We start from the raw sequence: 20,834 nt of genomic DNA, 5'->3' as shown, positions 1-20,834 counted from the left end.
ACGCCTGGCTTGTTATCAAGAAACCACTTACATGATCAAGAAGAAGAACATCGAATTTGCCCGCGTCACCCACTTGCGCGGCCCCAACATCTGGACTTACCGCCCGGTGATTGAAGCCTGGGTCGACATCGGCGAACTGGAAGACTATCCATCCAATACCCTGCCTGGCCTGTACGAACGCCTGGTGGCGTGGCTTCCCGGCATGATCGAGCACCGCTGCGGCGTGGGCGAACGGGGCGGCTTTTTCGAGCGTCTGCGCGAAGGCACGTGGTCAGCCCACATCCTCGAGCACGTCGTATTGGAACTGCAAAACCTGGCAGGCATGCGCACGGGCTTCGGCCAGACGCGCTCGACCAGCCAGCGCGGCGTCTACAAGATGGCTTTCCGCACGCGCGAAGAGCACGTGGGCCGCGCCGCCCTGGCCGCCGCGCGCGACCTGCTGATGGCCGCCATCAACGATGAAGCCTACGACCTGGAAGCGGCCCTGGCGCCGCTGCGCGACATGGTCGACTCGCGCTGCCTGGGCCCGAGCACGGCCAGCATCGTCGATGCGGCCACCGAGCGCGGCATCCCATCGCTGCGCCTGAACGACGGCAACCTGGTGCAGCTGGGCCACGGCGCCGCGCAGCGCCGCATCTGGACGGCCGAAACGGACCGCACCAGCGCGATCGCCGAAGGCATCGCCAGCGACAAGGATCTCACCAAATTCCTGCTCAAATCGTGCGGCGTGCGCGTCCCTGAAGGCAGCCTGGTGCGCAGCGCCGAAGCGGCCTGGGAAGAAGCGCAGGACATCGGCGTGCCCGTCGTCGTCAAGCCGTATGACGGCAACCATGGCCGCGGCGTCTCGCTGAACCTGATGACGGAAGCGGACGTGAAGGCCGCCTATGCACTGGCGGCGCGCAAGGGCGACAGCTCGGCCGTGCTGGTGGAAAGCTTCATCACGGGCGACGAACACCGCCTGCTCGTCGTCGGCAACAAGCTGATCGCGGCCGCCAAGGGCGAGTCCCTGTGGGTCGACGGCGACGGCGTCTCCACCGTGCTGGAACTGGTCAACACGCAGATCAATACCGACCCGCGCCGCGGCGAAGGCGAGGACTTCCCATTGGGGACCGTCAAGCCGCATGAATCGGGCGAAATCGTGCTGGAACTGCAGCGCCAGGGCATGACCGCCCTGTCCGTGCCGCAGGCCGGCCAGAAGGTGCTGATCCAGCCGAACGGCAACGTGGCCATCGACGTCACGGACGACGTGCATCCGTCCGTCGTGCATGCGGCCCTGCTGGCCGCGCGCGTGGTCGGCCTGGATATCGCCGGCATCGACCTGGTCACCACCGACATCACGCGTCCGCTGGAAGAGCAGCGCGGCGCCATCATCGAAGTCAATGCCAGCCCTGGCTTGCTGGCGCACATCAAGCCGGGCGTGGGCCAGCCCCGCCCTGTCGGCGCGGCCATCGTCGAGCACCTGTTCGCAGCCGAGGAAACGGGCCGCATTCCGCTGATCGGCGTGACGGGCACGCGCGGCGCCAGCCTAATCGTGCGCATGCTGTGCAAGCTGCTCAACCTGTCGGGCCTGCACACGGGCGCCGTCTGCAGCGAAGGCATGTACCTGGACCAGCGCCGTGTCGTCAGCAGCGATTGCGTCAACTGGGACGCGGGCCAGCGCCTGCTGCTCAACCGCACCGTGCAGACGGCCCTGTTCGAGAGCAATCCGCGCATGATCCTGGCCGAAGGCCTGGCCTACGACAAATGCCAGATCGGCGTCGTCACGGACATGGGCAGCCTCGATAACGTCAAGGATTTCGACGTGCTGGACGAAGCGGGCCTGTACAAGGCCGTGCGCAGCCAGGTCGACGTGGTGGTGCCGACGGGCGTGGCCGTGCTCAACGCCGCCAACGCGCACGTGCTGGAACTGGCCGAACTGTGCGACGGCACCGTAACCCTGTATGCGCAGGATGGCGGCTTGCCAGCCATCGCGGCGCAACTGGCCGCCGGCCAGCGCGCCGTCTTCGTGCGCGGCAACCACATCGTGCTGGCCGAAGGCGGCATCGAAACGGTCCTGCTGTGCCTGGACCTGCTCAAGCCTGCTACCGCCGGCAATGTCGACAGCGTGCTGGCCGTCGCTGCCGCCGCCTGGGCCCTGAACCTGCCTGTCGATTTGATTTGCGCAGGACTGCGCACGTTTGACGCGGCCCCTGGCTGCATCGGCAACTAATCGGCAACTAAGGCAAAGCAGCACTCAAGCCCGGCCAGGATGGCCGGGCCCACAAGAACACAACAGGATTACGGTTTAATTATGGAAGTATCTCGCGTACGGGCCTTGCGTGGCCCTAACCTCTGGAGCCACGACACCGCCGTGGAAGCCATTGTTTCCTGCACCACGCAGGAACTCGACATCGCCCAGCTGCCCGGCTTCGAAGCCCGCCTGCGCGCACTCTTTCCGCAACTGAGTCCGCTGCAACCGCTGGGCAATTACAACGCCGCGCCGATGGCGCAGGTGCTGGAACTGGCGGCGCTGGGCCTGCAGGCGCAAGCCGGCTGCCCCGTCACCTTCAGCCGCACCACGCCGACCCTGGAAACGGGCATCTTCCAGGTCGTCGTCGAATACTCGGAAGAAGCCGTCGGCCGCCTGGCGCTGGAACTGGCGCAGCAGCTGTGCCGCGCCGCGCTCGACGATGCGCCGTTCGACCTGGCCGGCGCCCTGCACCAGTTGCAGGAACTCGATGAAGACGTGCGTCTCGGTCCATCGACGGGCGCCATCGTCAACGCCGCCGTGGCACGCAACATCCCGTTCCGCCGCCTGACCGAAGGCAGCCTCGTGACGTTCGGCTGGGGCAGCAAGCAGCGCAAGATCCAGGCCGCCGAAATGGACGGCACCAGCGCGATTGCCGAAGCCATCGCGCAAGACAAGGAACTGACCAAGAAGCTGCTGGATTCGGCTGGGGTGCCCGTGCCGCAAGGCCGCGTCGCCGTCGATGCGGACGATGCCTGGGCCGCCGCCTGCGAGATCGGCTTGCCCGTCGTCGTGAAACCGAAGGATGGCAACCAGGGCAAGGGCGTCACCGTCAATGTCACCACGCGCGAACAGCTGACGGCCGGCTTCCTCGCGGCGCAGGAATTCCGCGACGATATCCTCGTCGAACGCTATCTGCCGGGCCACGATTTCCGTTTGCTCGTCATCGGCAACAAGATGGTGGCGGCGGCCCGTCGCGACCCGCCGCAAGTGGTGGGCGACGGCCAGCACACGGTGCGCGAACTGGTCGACCAGGTCAACCTGGACCCGCGCCGCGGCAGCGGCCACGCCACCTCGCTGACGAAGATCCGCTTCGACGACATCGCCCTGGCCAGCCTGGCCAAGCAGGGCTATGTGGCCGAATCCGTGCCGCCCGTGGGCCAGCGCGTGATCCTGCGCAATAACGCCAACCTGTCGACAGGCGGCTCGGCCACCGACGTCACCGTCGACGTGCACCCGGAAGTGGCGGCGCGCGCCGTCGCGGCCGCGCACATGGTCGGTCTCGATATCTGCGGCGTGGACGTGGTCTCCGACAGCATCCTGAAACCGCTGGAAGAGCAGAACGCCGGCATCGTGGAAGTGAACGCCGCACCGGGCCTGCGCATGCACCTGGCGCCGTCGTTCGGCAAGCCGCGCCCAGTCGGCGAAGCCATCATCGCCGCCATGTTCGCCGAGGGCGACGATGGCCGCATTCCCGTCGTTGCCGTCACGGGCACCAACGGCAAAACCACCACCGTGCGCCTGATCGCCCACCTGCTCACCACCTCGGGCCTGCGCACGGGCATGACCAATACGGATGGCGTGTACATCGAAGGACGCCAGATCGACAGCGGCGACTGCAGCGGCCCGCGCAGCGCGCGCAACGTGCTGCTGCACCCGGACGTGGACGCGGCCGTGTTCGAAACGGCACGGGGCGGCATGCTGCGCGAAGGCCTGGCCTTCGACCGCTGCCAGGTCGCCGTGGTGACGAATATCGGCGCGGGCGACCACCTGGGCCTGAACTACATCACCACCGTGGAAGACCTCGCGGTCCTCAAGCGCGTGATCGTGCAGAACGTGGCCGACAGCGGCGTGGCCGTCCTGAACGCCACCGATCCTGCCGTGGCCCGCATGGCCAAGAATTGCAGTGGCACGGTGACCTTCTTCGCCGCCGACAAGACGCATCCCGTGATGGCCACGCACCGCGCGCAAGGCAACCGCGTCGTGTACGTGGAAGACGGCAAGCTGGTCGCGGCGCAAGGCAAGGAACGCCACGAAATCGCCCTGTCGCAGGTGCCGATCACGCGCAACGGCGCCATCGGCTTCCAGGTCGACAACGTCATGGCCTCCTTGGCCGCCGCCTGGGCCGTGGGCCTGGACTGGAAAACCATCGCGCTGGGCCTGAAAACCTTTGCCAATGAAGCCGACAATGCGCCGGGCCGCTTCAACGTGTTCGATTACAAGGGCGCCACCCTGATCGCCGACTATGGCCACAATCCGGACGCCATCCTGGCGCTGGTGCAGGCCGTGGAAAGCATGCCGGCCAAGCGCCGTTCGGTGGTCATCAGCGGCGCCGGCGACCGCCGCGACGAAGACATCCGCCAGCAGACGGAAATCCTCGGCGCCGCCTTCGACGACGTGCTGCTGTATCAGGACCAATGCCAGCGCGGCCGCGCCGACGGCGAAGTCGTGGCATTGCTGCGCCAGGGTTTGAACGGCGCCAAGCGCACCAGCCATATCGATGAAATCAACGGCGAATTCGTCGCCATCGACAAGGCGCTGGCGCGCCTCGGTGAAGGCGATCTGTGCCTGATCCTGATCGACCAGGTGGAAGAAGCGCTGGCGCACATCGCCAAGCGCGTCGCCGAAGCCTGAGCGCAGCCTGACGGCATGCGAGGGCGGCCTGCGGGCCGCCCTTTTTCATCCCTGCTTCAGTCGGCGCCGGCTTTCCCGATCGCCTGCGCGGCCAGCGCGCCGGCCCGCATCTCGCTGGCAAACAGCGTCGCCGCATGCGCGATGGCGCGGGTGGCACGCGCGAGGAAATGCGTCCAGTGCTGCTGCTCGAGCAGCAGCATCTCGATGCAGAACCATACCTGACCGCGCTGCACATGGCCTTTCACCAGCTTGATGCGGCGGTTGACTTCATCGAGCGCGGCACGCACGCGCAGCAACTCTTCCGGCGTATCGATAGTCCACACATTCGGCAACAGCAGTTTCCCAAATTGCGCGTCATCGGCGTCAAAGCACAGGACATAGCCCATGCCTTCGAAACGGAAGACGATATCGCCATCGCTGTCGATCTGCGCCTGATATCCGTCCGCTTGCAAGTGCCGCAACAACGGTTCGGTGATAGTGGATGCCAACATGGTGCTTCCTTTCATTGAGTGGGATGGCGACGCCCCATCTGGTGCCGCTGCATCGCTACCTCAACGCGACCACCGGCAAAAAATACAAAACTATTTTCGCCACGTGTGGAGAGCGGGCAAGGCCGGCAGGTGCATGAATACGGCAGGGATACCGGAATTGATATGGACATCGCAAAAGAAGTCATTTGTGGCGCAAAGTCATTCCCCCCTACCATGCTTCCTGAGCCAGTTCCTGCTCTGGCGGCGACTGCCGCAGCGTTCTCAACATAACTAAAATACAGGTGGAGACAAGATGATGCAATTGATGGCACCGGGCACCCGCACGCCCCGACAAAATACGCGCCTGACCTTGAAGGCGACGGTGGCCGCCCTGGCCGGCGCAGGCCTGCTGAGCAGCGCTTCCGTCCGGGCGCAACAGGCGCCCGCCGCGGAAACACCAGTGGAAGAAACGGCACCGGCAGCAGCACCTGCGCCAGTCGACAATGCCGGCATGGCCGTCGTCGCCGTCACGGGCGTGCGCAGGGCAGCGCAAAGTGCGCAGACGATCAAGAAAAACAACGACCAGGTGGTCGACTCCATCGTCGCCGATGAAATCGGCAAATTCCCCGACAAGAACGTGGCCGAAATCCTCGGCCGCGTGACGGGCGTGCAGATCCGCCGCGAAGGCGGCGAAGCGGGCACCGTCATCATCCGCGGCTTGCCCGGCGTCGTGACCTTGCTCAACGGCCGCGAAATGTTCACTTCCGTGGGCCGCAGCCTGTACCTGGCCGACATCCCGACGGCCATGCTGCAGCGCGTGGACGTGTACAAATCGCAGGGCGCGGACATGGTCGAAGGCGGCACGGCCGGCGTGGTCGACGTGCGCACCAACCGACCGTTCGACTTCAAAGGTTTTACGGCATCGGGCAACGTGCGCGCCGAACACCGCGACAAGTCCGGCTCGACGGACCCGAACGTCGGCGGCATGGTCTCGAACCGCTGGAAAACCCAATACGGCGAATTCGGCGCCCTGCTCGGCCTGTCCTACCAGCGCGGCAGATACTATGACGAGACGATCTGGAACGCCGAACCCGTCAAGCGCCCCGACGCGGGCAACATCACGGGCCCCGATTCCGTCGGCATGATCCCCACCGTGGGCGACCGCAAGCGCTACGCGGCCAACGCCGCCTTCCAGTGGCGCCCGAACTCGCAGGTGGAAGTGTATGCGGAAGGCATGTCGACCCTGATCAAGCACGCGTTCGACAGCCAGTTCTTCGTCGGTTCGCTGCCGTGGGGCCAGAACCCGGACATCACCCTGATCCCCGGCACCAATCAGGCGGCCACGGTGGGCAAGATCGACGGCCCATGGTCGCCGTTCACGCTGGGCTCGACCCAGGCGCGGCGCGACCGCTCGATCGGTTCGCAAGGCGCCATCGGCGCACGCTGGGACATCACGCCGCAGCTGCGCGCCACGACGGAACTGGCGCGCACGGTCAGCAACTTCGAACGCGAATTTCCCATCCTCGACTTCCTCGCCCATCCGACCAGCGTGATCGGCAGCACGAACGTGAACGGCGGCGCGCAGATCAGCTACCCCGGCTACAACATGCTGGGCCCGAAGAACTACACCCTGCTCGGTTTCTACGACAATCACAATCACGACGAAGGCAGCTCGACCGACTGGCGCGGCGACGTTACCTACGACATGGACAGCACGGGCTTCTTCCGCGAATTTTCGGGCGGCGTGCGCCTGGCCAAGCGCAAAGCCGAATCGATCCGCGAAAAAAATGGCCAGGGCGGGCTGGCGTCGGTCATGACGGCGGACGCGATTCCCGGCCTGGCGTGCGCCTCGCACGACAACACGGGCAACTTCGGCCTGCAAAGCTGGCTCACGCCCTGCCGCGACTTCATGCTCAACAACACGGCCGTGCTGCGCCAGCTGTTTACGGGCAGCAGCGAACGCAGCCCAGACGATCCGATGACCCATTACAAGGATGTGGAAAAAACCAATGCCGTCTACGGCAAGGCGCGCATCGGCTTTAACCTGGCGCAAGTGCCGGTCGACGGCACCCTGGGCGTGCGCGTGGTGCAGACCAAGCAGGACTTGCAAGGCAATTCTTCGCAAAACGGCATCGTCACGCCCGTGCGCGTGAAGACCTCGGACACGGACGTGCTGCCCAGCATGACCCTGAAAGCCATGCTGCGCCAGGACCTGATCGCCCGCCTGACGGCCGGCAAGGCCGTGCAGCGCCCGAACTTCGCCGACTTCAACCCCGGCGTGAGCCTGGGCCAGAGCCTGGAGATGGTGCGTCCGACGGGCAGCGGCGGCAATCCCGACCTGAAACCCGTGGAAGGCAAGAACCTCGATGTGGCGCTGGAATGGTATTTCGCGCAGACGGGTTCCGTCACGGCCACCGTGTTCCGCCACAACTTCAAGAACTACATCCTGTCCGGTTCGGCCAAGGAAACGTATGGCGGCATCGAGTACGATATCACGCGCCCGCGCAACACCTCGAAGGGCCATCTGCAAGGCCTGGAAATGGCGTACCAGCAGTTCTACGACAAGCTGCCCGGCTGGATGAGCGGCCTGGGTCTGCAGGCGAACGCCACCTACATGACGGGCGAGCTGGAGGAATTGAATGGCAGCGCGCATCCGTTCACGGGCATGTCGAAGTGGTCCGCCAATATCGTCGGCCTGTACGAACAGGGACCGTGGTCGGCGCGCCTGGCCTACAGTTGGCGCGACAAGTACGTCGACGACTACAACTACCGCGGCAAGGGCATCCACCTGACAGTGGCGCCCACCAAGACCCTGGATGCGTCGGTCTCGTACAAGCTCAATCCGAACACCACGGTGACCCTGGACGCGAACAACCTGCTCGACTCGACCTACCGCGACTACCACGACACGCCGGACTATGTGCGCGACGTGCGGCGCTATGACAAGGTCGTGGGGCTCTCCGTCCGCTGGAGCTTGTGATGGACACCTGAAAAAACCGGCTGCGCGGCGCGCTTTGCGGCCGGCGATGCTCACGGCACTACAGTGCCGCTGCGCTTCTCGGCCACAAATCACTGCCGCTCGCGACGGTTTTGTCAGGCGTCGAAACGTTGTTGGAATACATGTCTTCTTCCTTGAGGAGTTTCAGCGCCAGCCGGCAACGGTTGGCGTTTTTTTGCCTTGTGGAATCTATCCGACACAGGAATTGATTTAACGCAAAGTGGCGGCGCCGGGGCGCTTTTATGCTGGCAGCTTGACCATCGAACCCGGCGGGGACAGCATGCGCGATGCACGGCACGTCGACATACAGTTATTTCAACCCGACATTCCCGTGCGGCTCGACATGCGCACGGCGGCACTGGTCGAACATGCGCTGGCCTTGCAGGAAATGGCCGGCACGGGCGCCGCCGCCCTGTTTTTGCATTGCCACGACGTACCGCTGCCCACCGCCTTGCGCGTGCTGACGACGGGACCGCACCGCAAACCGGCCGCGCCGCACCTGTTTGCCCGCCTGCGTCCGCGCACGGCCGCCCTGGCGCAAGGCGCGCCGCTACCGGCGCGCTGACGAATCCTGTACCATCGCCGCAACCTATCCAATGAGGCACGGCGATGCAGGCAGCGACACCCCACGATTCCTATGCGGCACTGATGGACCTGATCAAGGCGCGCCATGCGGAACTAAGCCCGCAATTCCAGGCCGGCGCCCGCTACCTGGCCGACCATCCGGATGAAGTGGCCGTCTCGTCGATGCGCAGCATCGCCGCGCGCGCGCAAGTGCAATCGGCCGCCCTCGTACGCCTGGCGCAGCAGCTGGGCTTTGCCGGCTGGCCGGAACTGAAAGCCATCTTCGTCGAACGCCTGCGCGCGGGACAGGCCGGGTATGCGGCAAAAGCGGGCGCGCTGGCCGGCAAGGAGGGAAAAGAACGCGACCTCGTCACTGAAGTGTTCACGGTGCAGCAGCGCAACCTGGCCGCCACGGAAAGCGCCAACCACGCCGCCCTGGAGGCGGCCGCCGCTCTGCTGCAGGCAGCGCCCCGCGTGCACGTGGCCGGCTTTCGCGCCGCCCACCCCATCGCCTACACCCTGCATTATCTGTACCGCTTGCTGCGCCCCAGCGTGCAGCTGCTGAGCGGCCAGGGCGGCACCCTGGAAATGGACTTGCGCGCCCTGCAGGCGGGCGAAGCCGTCGTCGTCGTCAGCTTCGCGCCGTATTCGAGCGAAGCGCTGCTGGTGGCGCAGGCGGCGCGCCAGTCCGGCTGCCAGGTGGTCGCCATCAGCGACAGCGCCATGTCGCCGCTGGCCCTGCAGGCTGATGCCAGCATCGTCATCGCCGTCGACAGCCCCTCGTTCTTCCCTTCCATCGTGGCCGGCGTCGCGGCCGTGGAAAGCCTGGTCGAACTGCTGGTGGCGCGCGCGGGGCCCGATGCCGTCACGGCCATTGGCGCGGCGGAAAGCCAGCTGCGGGCGCTGGGCGCCTACGTAAAAACATCAAATGATGCAAATTAAAAACAAATACATCGATCGTTGCAATGCGGCGCAACGCCTCCTATAATCGGCCATCCCCTTGTCGATAAGAAAGCGATGCCATGAGCCATGTCTTCCACCGCAGCTTGACCGCCAGTTATCCTGTCGCCACGGGCGGCGATGGCCCTTACCTGATCGATGCCGATGGCAAGCGCTACCTGGACGCCTGCGGCGGCGCGGCCGTCTCCTGCCTCGGCCATTCCGATGCGGCAGTGATCGCCGCCGTGCAGCAGCAGATTGCCACGCTGGCCTACGCGCACAGCTCCTTCTTTACCAGCGAGCCGATGGAACAGCTGGCCGATTTCCTCGTCGCCCGGGCGCCAGCCGGCATCGACAGCGTGTATTTCGTCTCGGGCGGCTCGGAAGCGGTGGAAAGCGCGCTCAAGCTGGCGCGCCAGTATTTCGTGGAGCGGGGCCAGCCGCAGCGCCGCCACGTCATCGCACGCCGCCAGAGTTACCACGGCAACACCCTGGGCGCGCTGGCCACGGGCGGCAACGCCTGGCGCCGCCAGCAGTTCGAACCGCTGCTGATTGGCGTGACCCACGTTTCCCCGTGCTACGCCTGGCGCGACCAGCAGGCGCATGAAACGGATGGCGACTACGTGGCGCGCCTGGGCCAGGAGCTGGAAGACAATATCGCCGCACTGGGCGCGGACAACGTCATGGCCTTCATCGCCGAACCCGTCGTCGGCGCCACGGGCGGCGCCCTGCCCGCCGTCGCCGGCTATTTTGCGCGCATGCGCGAGATCTGCCAGCGCCACGGCATCCTGCTGATCCTCGACGAAGTCATGTGCGGCATGGGACGCACGGGCAGCCTGTTCGCCTGCGAGCAGGAAGGCATCAGCGCCGACCTGATCTGCATCGCCAAGGGCCTCGGTGCCGGCTACCAGCCCATCGGCGCCGTCATGGTATCGACGGATATCCGCGACACCATCCGCGCCGGCACGGGTTTTTTCCAGCACGGCCACACGTATATCGGCCACGCCACGGCCTGCGCCGCCGCCCTGGCCGTACAGCGGCAGATCGAGGAACGCGATTTATTGGCCAACGTGCGCGCCATGGGCGGCTTGCTGCAAGAGCGCCTGCGCCAGCGCTTCGATAGCCATGCGCACGTGGGCGACATCCGCGGCCGCGGCCTGTTCCTGGGATTGGAACTGGTGCAGGACCGCAATACCAAACAGCCGTTCGACCCGGCCCGCCGCCTGCACGCGCGCATCAAGGCGCAAGCCATGCAAAACGGACTGATGTGCTACCCCATGGGCGGCACCATCGACGGCCTGCACGGCGACCACATCCTGCTGGCGCCGCCCTACATCATCGACGCCAGCCACGTCGATGAAATTGTCGACAAGCTGGGTACGGCCATAGATGCCTGTGTGGCGTAACCGCGCATGCCTGCGGCAGAACTGCGCAAAGACGACTGCCAGCAGTTTTTGTTCACTCCTTGCCAATATTAATTGACTTATTTTAAACAATCGTTTTAAATCAGGAAGTTACTCAAAATCAATCATCTTGGGCATTCAATCATCGCATTACCCCTTTTCGATGCCTGACGCCCACGTTGATGCACTCTGAAGCCAAGGTATATGGAACTGCTCGACTCCCTGCGTCAGCCCCCACTGCAAGACGACACGATCAGCGGACACTATGAAGTGCGCCGCTTGCTGGGCGAAGGCGGTTTCGGCCATGTATTCGAAGCCTGGGATGCCAAGCTGTGCCGTAGCGTGGCGCTGAAGCGCCTGAAACCGCAAGCCGACGTGCTGCATCCGGAAAAACTCATCAATGAAGCGCGCCTGGCCGCTTCGCTCAGGCATGCAGCTTTCGTGCGCATTTTCGCCATCGAAGGCCAAGGCACGGGCCAGTCCATCATCATGGAACTGGTTGAAGGCCAGACCCTGGGCCAGTTCATGCACGGCGGCAAGGCGGACTTGCAAACGGCGCTCGACATTGCCTACCAGATCGCCGACGCGATGGACGAGGCGCACGCCATGGACCTCGTGCACGGCGACCTGAAACCGTCGAACCTGATGCTGGAAGCGGACGGTCAGGTGCGCATCCTCGATTTCGGCCTGGCGCGCCACATCGACCCGCAAGCCACGCAAACGACGACCCTGTGCGACCTGCAGGGCACCATCGCCTACATGGCGCCCGAGCGCCTGATGGGCCGCCTGCCCGACACGCGCGGCGACGTGTATGCCTTGGGCGCCATGCTGTACGAAATGCTGGCCGGCCAGCGCCACTTCGCCCACCTGAACGGCCTGGCCCTGGCCGCCGCCCACATGCAGGCGACGGAACCGTGGCCCGACCTGCCGGAAACAGTGCCGCCCGCCATCAACGCCCTCGTGCGCGCGATGACGGCGCACGACCCGGCCGAACGGCCACGCACCATGCGCGCTGTGCGCGAGGCGCTAGGCGCGCAGCGCGGGGAATCCCTCACCTTGACCACGCCCCTGGCTGACGACAAGACTGCGAAAGAAGAACCGCCCGCCAGCGTCTCCATCCGCCTGCCCCTGCCCCGCAAGCGCACCCTGAAATGGGGCGCGGGCGTGGCGCTGCTGGCCGTACTGGCGGGATGGCAGCTGCCCAATATCGTTCCTGCCGTTAAATCGTTCGTCACAGGCGAAAAAGCACCGGTGCCGTATTCAGAACTGGCCAGTATGAAAGCGGGAATGGATGCGTTACGCATATTCGATCGCGATACCAGTCAGAAACTGGCCATCGAGCAATTCACGCTCGTGCTCCAGCATAGTCCGAACAACGCTGCCGCTGCGGCGGGCCTGTCGCTAGCGTCCACGCTGCGCTATATCGGCAATGGCCGCGACGATACCTGGCTGCAGCGGGCAGACGTCAGCGCCAGGCAAGCTCTGGCGCTGGATGACCAATTGGCGCTGGCCCATGTGGCACAAGCCTGGGTCTACGAATTTCAGGGCAAGACGGAAGATGCGCTGCGCGAGGCGACCATCTCGCTCAATCTTGATCCGAATAACTTGCTGGGCCTGTACGGCAAGACTCGCCTGTATCTCAATAGCCACAATTTCGATCTCGCCGAGCAAATGTCGGACCACGCCATCGCCACGTATCCACATGAACGTCTGTTCAACTCCCAGCGCGGCCATCTGCTTTACAAGAAGGGCGATTACGCGCAGGCGGAACAGGTATTCCGCAAAAGCATACGCATGGATCCGCAGACGCCAAGCACCTACGCTTACCTGAACGCGGCCCTGCTACGGCAAAACCGCAGCGATGAAGCACTCCAGGTGCTGCAACAAGGCTTGCAGGTGCAACCGCACTGGGAACTGTATACCAACCTGGGCACCTCGCTGTTTGCGAAGGGCGACTACCTCGGCGCCGTGCAAGCGTTCGAGAATGCCGTTTCCGAGAAAAAAGGTAACCCAGGCTTCTACCTGCTATGGGCGAACTTAGCCGACGCCCAACGCTGGATACCAGCGCAGGTACAAGCATCAAAGCAATCCTATCAGCATGCCATCGCCCTGCTGCGTCCCATAATCGAACGCATGCCCCATGAAATCACGCTCAATTCGCGCATGGCACTTTACCAGGCCTACGCGGGAGAAAAAGAACAGGCGCTGGCCAGGGTCAAGCACGCACTCGCCCTAGCGCCCAAGGTAGCGGAAGTGCAGTTTCGTGCCGCGCTCACGCATGAACTGATCGGTAAACGCTCCGAGGCGCTCACTGCATTGATCCAGGCCAGCAAGCTCGGTTACCCCCTCAATTTGATCGAATCTGCGCCAGATCTTTTATCCCTGCGACGCGACGCGCGCTATCAGCAATTCCTTATCAACTTAGAAAGAGATAGTAAAAAATGACTCCTGTAAGCCCCTGGATGAAGTTATCTGTGCACTTTGATGCGGATCAAATCACCAACCAGCTCGACTACAACTTCACTTCCTGCGACGGGACGGCCGATCCGCGACACGGGCCCTACATGGGTGGCGTGCATTTCCAGAAAGGCCAACATGTCTATCTCGACGTTACCTGCTGCGGCTCCAAGGACAGCGGCTTTACATCGTTCCAGATCATCGATTGCTGCCTCATTACCGTACCGCAACTGACGCAGATCGGTCCGAAAGTCCCTACCATCTATTCACCGCCATCGCCCTTCCTGCAGTCGGTAGGCGCCACCTACCATTTCCCGCTGGACTTTGAGATCCAGCAATTGTTGGGGGAACCAGAACAGGTGCCCCTGCACCGTATCCGCCAGGAGTGGAAACATAACCTGGATGTCGGCTATACGGCCGGTCGTTGGGAACTTTCCTTCGTCATGACGGTACGCATCATGCGCGGCGAAGATGCACAACCGGAATTGCGCGTCTTTTCCTTCGATCCGGAAAGCTCGGTCGGCGGCGATACCGGCGGTTAATTTCTCTTCAGTAAACCACCTGGGGCGGCAAGATGGCCCACTGCATGCCATACTGACCACGTACCGCTGCCTCAAAAGCAGACACAGCCCTGCCGCCTGCCCATTCCATGGCACAGCAGCTGCCAGCCAGATAGCCGCGCAACATCGCGGCGCCAAGTCACCGATCGCTGAAATCGCGCCAGGTCAGCGTTGCAGGACCTGCTTTTTACCATCCGCACGCAATACCCCGCCCCGCCCGCCGAAAGCGGTAAAATGACGGCCTTGAATGCACATAGCACCACACACAGCCCGGCAGGCATGCGTTTCCCTGCCGCCGGACCAACGACAAAGAACACATGACCACCGTCCCAAAAGAAATCAACGCCGCCGCGGCAAAGAAAAATTCGGCTGAAAAGCTCACTCCAATGATGCAGCAATATTTAGGCATCAAGGAGAACCACCCGACGATGTTGGTCTTCTACCGCATGGGCGATTTCTACGAGCTGTTTTTCGAGGATGCGGAAAAAGCCTCGCGCCTGCTGGGCATTACCCTGACGGCGCGCGGCGTGGCCAGCGGCAATCCGATCAAGATGTGCGGCGTGCCGTTTCATTCGCTCGACGGTTATCTAGCCAAGCTGGTCAAGCTGGGCGAGTCGGTGGCCATTTGCGAGCAGATTGGCGACCCGGCCACCAGCAAGGGTCCCGTTGAACGCAAGGTCATGCGCGTGGTCACGCCCGGTACCCTGACGGATGCGGACTTGCTGCCAGAAAAGGCCGAGCGCCCGCTGCTGGCCATGTGCAGCATCACGCAGCGCAAGACGGTCACGACGGGCCTGGCCTGGCTGTCGCTGGCCAGCGGTGCCTTGAAACTGATGGAGTTTTCCGGCGACAGCAGCACCGTGGCCGTGCGCCTGCAGCAGGAGCTGGAACGCATTGTGCCAGCTGAAATTCTCAGCGGCGACAATGGCAACCTGTTTGACGACTACGCAGGCACGCACATCAACCGCGTGCCGGACTGGCATTTCGATGTGGTGGGCGGCCACAAGGCCCTGCTGGATCAATTGGGCGTGGCGACCTTGACGGGCTTTGGCGCCGATGGCCTCGGCGCCGCGTTCGGCGCGGCCGGCGCGCTGCTGCGCTATGCGCAGTCGACGCAGGGTCGCGGCTTGCAGCACGTGCGCTCCCTGACGACGGAAACGGAAAGCGAATTCATCGGCCTGGACGCGGCCACGCGCCGCAACCTGGAGTTGACGGAAACCATCCGCGGCCAGGAATCGCCGACTTTATTTTCGCTGCTGGATCATTGCCGCACGGCCATGGGTTCGCGCATGCTGCGCCACTGGCTGCACCATGCGCGGCGCGACCAGAAGGTGGCGCGCGCGCGCCATGAAGCCATCGCCGCGCTGGCGCAAAGCGAAGCGGCCGCTCCGCTTGCCGCCACCCTGGCGCAAGTGCCCGATATCGAACGCATCACCACGCGCATTGCGCTGCTGTCGGCGCGTCCGCGCGACTTGGCCGCCCTGCGCGACGGCCTGCTGCAACTGCCGGCCCTGCGCGGCGACGTCGTGCGTTGTTATGGCCCTGGCCAGGGCGGCGAAAACGGTTTGCTGGCCGCCATCCACACGGCCTTGGCGACGCCGACCGCCTGCCTGGACTTGCTGGTGCGCGCCGTGGCGCAGGAACCGGCCGCGATGGTGCGCGACGGCGGCGTGTTTGCCACCGGTTTCGATGCGGAACTCGATGAATTGCGCGCGCTGTCGGAAAACGCGGGGCAGTTCCTGCTCGACCTGGAAACGCGCGAACGGGCCCGTACGGGCATCGCCAACCTGCGCGTGGAATACAACAAGGTGCACGGCTTCTATATTGAAGTGACGCACGGCCAGACGGACAAGGTGCCTGACGACTACCGCCGCCGCCAGACCCTGAAAAACGCCGAACGCTATATCACGCCTGAACTCAAGGTATTCGAAGACAAGGCCCTGTCGGCGCAAGACAAGGCCCTCGTGCGCGAAAAGCTGCTGTACGACCTGCTGCTGGCCGAGCTGGCGCCACACATCGGTACCTTGCAGACGATTTCGCAAGGCCTGGCCCAGCTCGACACCCTGAACGCGCTGACGGAACATGCGCAGCAGCACAACTGGGCCGCGCCGCAACTGGTTGACGAGCCGTGCATCAACATCGTCGAAGGCCGCCACCCCGTGGTGGAAAAGCAGATCGAGCGCTTCATCGCCAACGATTGCCGCTTCGTCAACGAGCGCCGGCTGCTGTTGATCACCGGTCCGAACATGGGCGGTAAATCGACTTTCATGCGCCAGGTGGCACTGATCACCCTGCTGGCCTACGTGGGCAGCTACGTGCCGGCCGCTTCCGCCACCATCGGTCCCATCGACCGCATCTTCACGCGCATCGGCGCCACCGACGATCTGGCGGGCGGACGCTCGACCTTCATGGTGGAAATGACGGAATCGGCAGCTATTTTGAACGGCGCCACCGAGCACTCGCTGGTGCTGATGGACGAAGTGGGCCGCGGCACCTCGACCTTCGACGGCCTGGCCCTGGCGTGGGCCATCGCGCGCCATCTGATCGATACCAGCCGCAGCTTTACCCTGTTTGCCACGCATTACTTTGAGCTGACGCAACTGCCGGACAGCCACCCGAGCGCCGCCAACGTGCATCTGTCCGCCGTCGAGCACAAGGACAGCATCGTCTTCCTGCACGCCGTGCAGCCTGGCCCCGCCTCGCAAAGCTACGGCTTGCAGGTGGCGCAATTGGCCGGCGTGCCGCAGCCCGTGATCAAGGCCGCGCGCAAACACCTGGCGCGCCTGGAAGCGCAGGCGCTCGACGCCACGCCGCAGCGCGACCTGTTCGCCGCGCCGGCAGCCGATCCGTATGCGCAAGAGGAAGAAGAGGAAGCATCGGCGCCGCTGGCCGCATTGAACGCGGCGCAGCAAGCCTTGCTCGACGCCATCGCCGACCTCGATCCCGATGCGCTCACGCCGCGCGATGCGCTCGAGCAGCTGTACCAGTTGAAACGGCTGGCCGCCGCATGACCTGCCGGCGCAGCGCGATCCACCTGCTGGCCGCCGGATTGCTGGCTGCCAGCCTGCCATGGCAAGCGGCGCTGGCCGCCCAGAGCGACCAGGCCGGCTTCGAGTTTGCCGTGCTGGGCCATTCCTTCAACGCCGGGCCGGACGATGGCCCCCTGAAAAAAGCCATCGCCGACACCAGCGCCTTCAATGCGTCTTTCGTCGTGGCCACCGGCATCAAGGCCGCTAGCGAATCGTGCAGCGACAAGCTCTACAGCCAGCGCAAGGACTTGCTCGACGCCAGCGGCCCGCCGCTGATCGTCTCGCTGTCGGCCAGCGACTGGGCCAACTGCCGCAATTCGCGCGGCAGGGTCAACGCCATCGAACGCCTGAACCGCTTGCGCGACGTGTATTTCGCCGACGACCAGAGCCTGGGCCAGCGCAAGCTGACCCTGTCGCGGCTGTCATCGACTGCGAAGTTCCGCAGCTATGCGGAAAACGCCCACTGGGAATACGGCGGCGTGCTGTTTGCCACCATCAACCTGCCCGCGAATAACAACCATTTCCTGCCAGAAGCGGGACGCAACAGCGAATTCGAAGACCGCCTGGTCGCCAACCGCTCCTGGCTGCAGCGCCTGTTCGCCATGGCGCAGCGCAAGCAGCTCGACGGCATCGTGCTGTTTTCCGATGGCGACATGGGCGTGCTCGACGAAGACGACAATTCGTTGCTGCCCAGCTTCAGCTCAAAACAGGACGGCTTTGCCGGCCCGCGCAAACAGGTTCGTACCTTGGCGAAGAAGTTCAGCGGCAAGGTGTTGCTGGTCGATACGCAGCGCGATCGCGAGGCGGACGGCAAGGAAGGAAAGAGTAAAAAGACCGCGGCCAAGGCAGGCGGGCCGAAAATCAGCTGGAAAGGCAACCTGGGCCACGTCAGCATCGACAACGACTGGTCCGCCATCGCCGTACGGCCAGGCAAGACGCCATTTTTTGAGGTGCGTCAACGCGCCGTCAGGCCATCGGCGCAAGCGCGCGCCAAGGCGTCGACGCTACGCCGTTAATAACAGCGGCACAAGCGAACAGGCCGGCATGTAGCCGGCCTGGAACAAGCAGTATTAATGAATCGGATGCGTACGGAAGTGGTCGCCCTCTTCGCCTTCGCCTTCATCATCTTCATCGCCATGGTCATGGCCGTGTGCGCCATGCACGTGGCCATGGGCGATTTCTTCGTCGGTGGCGGCGCGCACGTCAGCGACGGTCAGCGAGAAGCGCAGCGCGATGCCGGCCAGTGGATGGTTACCATCCAGCACGACTTTGTCATCGGCGATGTCGGTGACCGTGAAGATCATCGCTTCTTCGTCCGGCGAATCGCTTTCCGGCATGCCTTCGAACTGCATGCCCACTTCCAGCGGCTCAGGCAGGCGATTGCGCGGCTCGACCTTGACCAGGGCTGGATCATATTCACCGAAAGCATCATCCGGTTCGATCTGGATCGTGTTGGAATAGCCAACTTCCTTGCCGTCGAGCTCTTCTTCGATCTTTGGCAGGGTGTTTTCATAATCACCGTGCAGGTAGACCATCGGCTGGCGGCCGTCTTCGATCAGATTGTCTTGCGCGTCTGACAGTTTGTAGTTGACAGTCACGACCGTATTTTTGGCAATCTTCATTATGCTTCCTTTCATTGTATAAGCTGGCAAATTATACCTTCACGCCGCCAACGGCAGGCGCATTCCTGCATTTCCGGTTGTTATAATGGGCGCATGAAAACATTAACTCTCCTCGGCGATATCACGCCGGCGCAATTCCTGCGCGACTACTGGCATAAAAAACCCTTGTTGATCCGTCAAGCCGTACCCGGCTTCAAGGCGCTGTTCGATTTCAAGGCCCTGGCCGAGCTGGCTACCCTCGACCACGTCGAATCGCGCCTGGTCAGCCATGCGGATGGCCACTGGAACATGCAGCAAGGTCCGCTGACCAGCCTGCCTTCGCTGAAACAGAAGGAATGGACCCTGCTGGTGCAGGGCGCCAACCTGCACAGCGCCAAGGCCGACGCCCTGCTGCGCCAGTTCCGCTTCCTGCCGGACGCGCGCCTGGACGACCTGATGGTCAGCTTTGCCACCGATGGCGGCGGCGTGGGCCCGCATTTCGACTCCTATGACGTGTTCCTGCTGCAAGGCCAGGGCAAGCGCCACTGGCGCATCGGCGCGCAGAAGGACCTGAGCCTGATCGACGGCTTGCCGCTGAAAATCCTCAGCAACTTCACGCCCGACGAAGAATTCACCCTGGAACCGGGCGACATGCTGTACTTGCCGCCCCACTACGCGCACGACGGCGTGGCCATCGGCGACTGCCAGACGTATTCGATCGGCTTCCGCTCGCCATCGTTCCAGGAACTGGGCGAAGCCTTCCTGCAATTCATGGCCGATTCGATCGACTTGCCCGGCATCTACAGCGATCCCGACCTGAAGGCGTCGGGCAAGCCGGCGGAAATTCCCCGCGACATGCTCGCCACCATCACGGAAGAAATGAACAAGGTGCGCTTCACGGAAGAAGACGTCACCATCTTCCTCGGCGAACACCTGTCGGAACCGAAGCACAATGTGTTTTTCACGCCGCTGTCCAAGCCGCTGACGGTGGGCCGTTTCGCGGATGCCGCGCAGAAAAAGGGTGTCGTGTTGTCACGCAAGACCCTGATGCTGTATCGTGGCAAGAATGTCTTCATCAATGGCGAATCGTTTGCCATTGGCAAGGCCGACAAAACGGCCCTGGAAACCCTGGCCAACGAACGCGCCCTCGATGGCGCCGCCGTGGCCCAGGCTTCCGATGACGTGATGGATGCCTTGTATACTTGGTATCAGGATGGCTGGATCGAACTGGCTTGAATGATCGTATCGTAGCAAAGTGGTATTACAGTAGGTAAAAGAACAGCTTCTGCGCCAGCGCAAAGAAAGATATTATTTTTATATCGTTTTGTCGCGCTTTCGCAAATCGCTTACACTTGCTTGCAATTTGCTTCGGCAAATATTGCGATATCACAAAATAGTTGCGAATTTGCCTCTTGCTCCTATTGCGACGCACCAAAAATCGCTATAATATTCGGTTAGGAAGTTTCCGTTGTCTGGCAGGCACCACCTGGTACGAAAAGCCTTCGAAGACGACCTAACGAGCGATAATTACCGGTAATTATTCATCGCAACAATATTGATTTATTTTTTGAAATAATTAAGGAAAACAAATGAAAAAATCCCTGCTGATCGCCTCCCTGATGGTTGTTGCTCTGGCTGCTTGCAGCAAAAAAGAAGAAGCTCCTGCACCAGCACCAGTAGTTGAAACCCCAGCACCAGCACCAGCAGTTGAAGCTGCTCCAGCTGCTGCTGCTGACGCTGCTGCTTCGGCCGCTACCGACGCTGCTGCTGCCGCTTCGAGCGCTGCTTCGGCCGCTTCGGACGCTGCTGCTGCCGCTTCGGCTGCTGCATCGGCTGCTAAGTAATTTAGCACCCCGCAGGAAAGAAAGCCGGCCTTCGGGCCGGCTTTTTTACGTCCGGCGTTTTGTCCGCAAGATATGACGCCGGACGCAGGCAATAAAAAAGGCTGACCC

14 protein-coding genes are annotated in these 20,834 nt (G+C 63.2%); 12 read left to right on the top strand and 2 right to left on the bottom strand.

The genetic code is table 11. The features are described 5' to 3' along the window. Positions 1-31: 31 nt before the first annotated feature. Positions 32-2,209, top strand: a complete 2,178-nt coding sequence (cphA, locus tag ASN89_RS14320) for a cyanophycin synthetase (RefSeq protein ID WP_058049712.1) — start codon at positions 32-34, stop codon at positions 2,207-2,209. 81 nt (positions 2,210-2,290) lie between these two features. Further along, positions 2,291-4,861, top strand: coding sequence for a cyanophycin synthetase (gene cphA, locus ASN89_RS14315; protein ID WP_046685833.1), 2,571 nt, complete (start codon positions 2,291-2,293; stop codon positions 4,859-4,861). Positions 4,862-4,917: 56 nt separating this feature from the next. On the opposite strand, the gene ASN89_RS14310 is transcribed toward cphA (ASN89_RS14315), so the two are convergent. Beyond that, entirely contained in the window at positions 4,918-5,352 is a 435-nt protein-coding gene (locus tag ASN89_RS14310) for a hypothetical protein (RefSeq protein ID WP_051991083.1), read from the bottom strand. A gap of 292 nt (positions 5,353-5,644) precedes the next feature. On the opposite strand from ASN89_RS14310, the gene ASN89_RS14305 reads away from it, so the two are divergent. The 8 genes from ASN89_RS14305 to ASN89_RS14270 all read left to right on the top strand — a co-directional run bounded on the left by ASN89_RS14305 (position 5,645) and on the right by ASN89_RS14270 (position 18,297). Then, positions 5,645-8,311, top strand: coding sequence for a TonB-dependent receptor (locus tag ASN89_RS14305; RefSeq protein WP_235501973.1), 2,667 nt, complete (start codon positions 5,645-5,647; stop codon positions 8,309-8,311). A gap of 271 nt (positions 8,312-8,582) precedes the next feature. Next, on the top strand, positions 8,583-8,894 hold the full coding sequence (locus ASN89_RS29175) for a hypothetical protein (RefSeq protein ID WP_138829013.1): 312 nt from the start codon (positions 8,583-8,585) through the stop codon (positions 8,892-8,894). A gap of 44 nt (positions 8,895-8,938) precedes the next feature. Then, entirely contained in the window at positions 8,939-9,835 is an 897-nt protein-coding gene (locus ASN89_RS14295) for a MurR/RpiR family transcriptional regulator (protein WP_082654572.1), read from the top strand. A gap of 80 nt (positions 9,836-9,915) precedes the next feature. Beyond that, the gene (locus tag ASN89_RS14290) at positions 9,916-11,238 is read left to right on the top strand and encodes an aspartate aminotransferase family protein (protein ID WP_058049711.1); all 1,323 of its coding nucleotides are present in this window, start codon (positions 9,916-9,918) and stop codon (positions 11,236-11,238) included. Positions 11,239-11,439: 201 nt separating this feature from the next. Next, a complete protein-coding gene (locus ASN89_RS14285) occupies positions 11,440-13,680 on the top strand; it encodes a serine/threonine-protein kinase (protein WP_058049710.1) in 2,241 nt (746 codons plus the stop codon). Continuing rightward, complete coding sequence (locus ASN89_RS14280; RefSeq protein ID WP_152988567.1) at positions 13,677-14,234, top strand: hypothetical protein; 558 nt, start codon at positions 13,677-13,679, stop codon at positions 14,232-14,234. The genes ASN89_RS14285 and ASN89_RS14280 overlap by 4 nt, the downstream gene beginning before the upstream one ends. Before the next feature lie 335 nt (positions 14,235-14,569). Beyond that, a complete protein-coding gene (gene mutS, locus ASN89_RS14275) occupies positions 14,570-17,263 on the top strand; it encodes a DNA mismatch repair protein MutS (RefSeq protein ID WP_058049708.1) in 2,694 nt (897 codons plus the stop codon). Continuing rightward, positions 17,260-18,297 (top strand): hypothetical protein, encoded by a 1,038-nt coding sequence (locus tag ASN89_RS14270; protein ID WP_058049707.1) that lies wholly within the window; start codon positions 17,260-17,262, stop codon positions 18,295-18,297. Before mutS ends, ASN89_RS14270 begins: the two co-directional genes overlap by 4 nt. A 54-nt stretch (positions 18,298-18,351) precedes the next feature. Here ASN89_RS14270 and ASN89_RS14265 read toward each other — a convergent pair whose 3' ends face one another. Then, complete coding sequence (locus ASN89_RS14265; RefSeq protein ID WP_034750672.1) at positions 18,352-18,903, bottom strand: FKBP-type peptidyl-prolyl cis-trans isomerase; 552 nt, start codon at positions 18,901-18,903, stop codon at positions 18,352-18,354. 93 nt (positions 18,904-18,996) lie between these two features. Between ASN89_RS14265 and ASN89_RS14260 the strand changes: the two genes are divergently transcribed. Together ASN89_RS14260 and ASN89_RS29855 are read left to right on the top strand one after the other, a co-directional pair. Next, positions 18,997-20,118, top strand: coding sequence for a cupin domain-containing protein (locus ASN89_RS14260; RefSeq protein ID WP_046685839.1), 1,122 nt, complete (start codon positions 18,997-18,999; stop codon positions 20,116-20,118). Positions 20,119-20,471: 353 nt separating this feature from the next. Further along, positions 20,472-20,726 carry a hypothetical protein gene (locus tag ASN89_RS29855; RefSeq protein ID WP_071650198.1) on the top strand — a complete coding sequence of 85 codons (255 nt, stop codon included), beginning with the start codon at positions 20,472-20,474 and terminating at the stop codon, positions 20,724-20,726. The last annotated feature ends 108 nt before the right edge of the window (positions 20,727-20,834 follow it).

It is taken from the genome of Janthinobacterium sp. Ant5-2-1, from assembly GCF_001445815.1.
Classification (GTDB): domain Bacteria; phylum Pseudomonadota; class Gammaproteobacteria; order Burkholderiales; family Burkholderiaceae_D; genus Janthinobacterium; species Janthinobacterium lividum_E.
This window is presented reverse-complemented; position numbering and strand designations above follow the sequence as displayed.